Below are 3,359 nucleotides of genomic sequence, written 5' to 3' on the forward strand. Positions count from 1 at the left end.
GTGTTTGCAAATCACGAACGCGGTATGTTCGGACGCAAATTGATCAAAATCAGAAATAGATTGCAGTTTACGTGGTTGTGTCATGTATATCACCCTCCATACGTCCGGAGACGTTCACTTAACTTTAGATTTTCCCGATAATCGACCGGACAGTCAATTAAAACGGGTCCATCACTTGCAAATGCTTGGTCAAGACAATGTGCGAGGGAGCCATGTTCACCGACACGGAGACCGAGTGCGCCGAAAGCATGAGCCAGTTGAACGAGGTCTGGATTGTCAAACGTGATGTAGGACGACCGCCCAAACGCTTGTTGTTGTTTCCATTCAATCAGGCCATAGGTTCCGTCACGCCAAATCAATACGACAAGTGGAAGCTTCAGACGAACGGCGGTTTCAAGATCTTGTCCATTCATCAAAAAGGCACCATCTCCAGCGNNATATAACAGCTTGGCTGCGAGCGCACTCGATAAACCATAGCCCATCGAAGCAAATCCGTTGGAAATGAACAACTGATCCGAACGTGTCGTTTGATAATGGCGTGCGAGCCAGACTTTGTGTGCACCGACGTCCGAGAAGACCATGCCATCCTCCCCGACGGTTCGTTCGAGTTCACGGACGATACTTTGAGGATGTAAAGGCAAGGCAAGCGAGTACGTTTCTTGAATCTCGTCGCGTAATTTATCGCGATCTTGTTGCCAGTCGTTCCACGCACGCTCGGGCAGTAAAGGAGTCAATACAGTCAGCATATCGACGAGTGGTCCGACTAGGTTCGCGACGACCGGATAATAGGCATCGATTTCGTGAGGATTCGTATCCAAATGGACGATTGGTGTCTTTTTCGGATTCCATTTTTGCGGAGGTAACTCCGTAATATCGTAGCCGACCGTGATGATGAGGTCACTCGCATCGAGAATCCGCTGATTGTAATCGACGTCTGGTAAACCGATCGTGTGTGCAGCAAGCGGATGGTGCGAAGAAATCGCTCCTTTTCCCATCATCGTCTCGATGACGGGAGCTTGGAGCTTTTCGACGAATGCTCGAAACGCATCGAGTGCTTGTTGCCGATGAATGCCAAATCCAGCAATGATGACGGGACGTTTTGCGCGCTCAATCAGACGTAAGGCATCGGGATCATCAATCGTCAAGGAATGAAGATGCGTTGGTGTACTGTCCTGCTGTAAGGGTGTCGCTGCTTGATCACGTTCTTGTTTTGCAATGTCTTCTGGAAAAGAAATATGGGTCGCCCCTGGTTTTTCGCTTTGTGCCGTCGCAAAGGCACGTCGAACAATTTCCGGAATGACCTCCGCCGACAGAACGGACGTACTAGACTTCGTGACCGGACGATAGAGGTCTACGAGATTAAACATTTGATGCGATGCTTTATGTTGCCGTGCTGTCGCGCCTTGACCTGTGATCGCAACGACAGGGGAGTGATCCATCGTTGCACTTGCAATACCGGTCATCATGTTGGTCGCACCGGGACCAAGCGTCGATAGGCAGACACCCGGTCGCCCACTCAGGCGACCGAACATCGCTGCCATGAACGCAGCGTTCGTTTCGTGACGTGTCGTGATGAAGGTGATTGACGAACGACTGAGTGATTCGAGCAATGTGATATTTTCCTCACCGGGAACACCGAAGATATGCGTGACGCCCTCTGCCTCTAAACATTGGACGAACCAATCCGCGGCGTTCACGCTAGTCCACCGATGGAAATGTACTTCGTCTCGAGATACGCTTCGAGTCCTTCACTGCCACCTTCGCGCCCAAGACCGGATTGTTTCATTCCACCAAATGGTGCTTGCGCAGCAGAAGGAACACCATCATTCCAGCCGACGATTCCATAATCAAGCCCTTCGATCGCACGAATCGCACGCGCGTAATCCTTCGTAAAGACGTACGAAGCGAGACCGAATGGTGTCTGGTTGGCGTAACGAACCGCTTCCTCATCAGAACTGACACGCTGGACGGGAGCAACAGGTCCGAACGTCTCCTCGTTCATGATCAGCATGCCGGGTTTTACGTCCGCGAGAACGGTTGCTTCATAATAATAGACATCGTTCTCCTCATCCGTCGTTCCTGTTCCGCCCGTGACGACTCGTGCACCAGCGGATGTCGCATCATCGACATGTTTTTTGACTTTATCGTAACCCGCTTTATTGATCATCGGTCCAATCTTCGTCTCAGCATCCAAACCATTTCCGGTCTTCAGCTTCGCTGTCTCTTGCCCGAGTTTTTCAACGAACGCATCATAGATCGAGTCGGATACGTAAATCCGGTTTCCGCAGACGCACGTTTGACCGCCATTACGGAATTTCGACTTAATCGTCTCAGCGACAGCTAAATCAAGGTCACAGTCATCAAAGACGAGAATCGGTGCATGTCCGCCGAGTTCAAGCGACATCGCTTTGATCGTCTCTGCTCCTTGAGCCATCAGTGTCCGTCCAACTTCGGTTGAACCAGTGAAGGTGATCTTATCGACATGCGGATGTGTCGCGAGTGATTCACCGAGTGCTTTCCCGCTACCTGTAACGGCATTAACGACGCCTTCTGGAATCCCGACTTCCTGACAGAGTTCAAGAAGACGAAGCGCGGTAAGCGGAGTCGCTGTTGGTGGTTTGATGACAAACGTACATCCGGCGACGAGTGCTGGAGCAAGCTTTCGGGTAATCATGGCCGCCGGGAAGTTCCATGGTGTGATCGCAGCAACGACACCAACCGGCTGTTTGATGACTTGAAGTCGTTTAGAAGCATCATGTGTCGGAATGACACGTCCATAAGCGCGTTTTCCTTCCTCTGCAAACCATTTGACGAAGTTTGCGGCATACTGCACTTCACCTTCTGATTCAGCGAGCGGTTTCCCCATTTCAAGCGTCATCAGGCGAGCCACTTCATCTTTTTTCTCAATCATCTTCGTATATAACTTCTCGAGAAGTTCGGCACGTTCGTAGACTGTCCGCTTCGACCAATCAGGAAATGCCTTCCGTGCTGCTTCTACTGCATCGTTGACATCTGATTTTGTTCCGTTTGGTACACTACCGACGACTTCCCCAGTAGCTGGATTCGTAACATCTGTCCGTTCTCGTCCGTGATCTAGCCATTGTCCGCCAATAAAGAATTGTCCCTTCATCCTGAAAATCCCCCTTTTTTACATGCATTGGTAAGGGTATACCCGAACGAAGAAAAAAAGATTCACTTTCGGAAGGAAAGGTTATGCAAAAGGGTAGAAATCGACCGATAAACAGTGTAGGATAATTCAGTAAATGTAATGTAAAATGACCTGAAATATTCAGTGTGAACGAAGAGTGACAACCGTTGATGTGAAATGGTGGAATCACCCCCGAAACATTGACTTTAAA

General features: G+C 49.8%; 2 protein-coding genes. Both read right to left on the reverse strand.

The window, feature by feature from the left end:
- Nucleotides 1-89: 89 nt before the first annotated feature.
- Entirely contained in the window at nucleotides 90-1,697 is a 1,608-nt protein-coding gene (locus B3G15_RS13445) for an acetolactate synthase large subunit (protein WP_290721767.1), read from the reverse strand.
- Nucleotides 1,694-3,130 carry an NAD-dependent succinate-semialdehyde dehydrogenase gene (locus B3G15_RS13450; RefSeq protein ID WP_290721769.1) on the reverse strand — a complete coding sequence of 479 codons (1,437 nt, stop codon included), beginning with the start codon at nucleotides 3,128-3,130 and terminating at the stop codon, nucleotides 1,694-1,696. Before B3G15_RS13450 ends, B3G15_RS13445 begins: the two co-directional genes overlap by 4 nt.
- Between the last annotated feature and the right edge of the window lie 229 nt (nucleotides 3,131-3,359).

Source organism: Exiguobacterium sp. UBA1053, from assembly GCF_002316465.1.
GTDB classification, from domain to species: Bacteria; Bacillota; Bacilli; order Exiguobacteriales; family Exiguobacteriaceae; genus Exiguobacterium_A; species Exiguobacterium_A abrahamii.

Excerpts from the sequence above, each read along its gene's own strand:
- B3G15_RS13450 (WP_290721769.1), bottom strand. The coding sequence starts at position 3,130 with ATGAAGGGACAATTCTTTATTGGCGGACAATGGCTAGATCACGGACGA.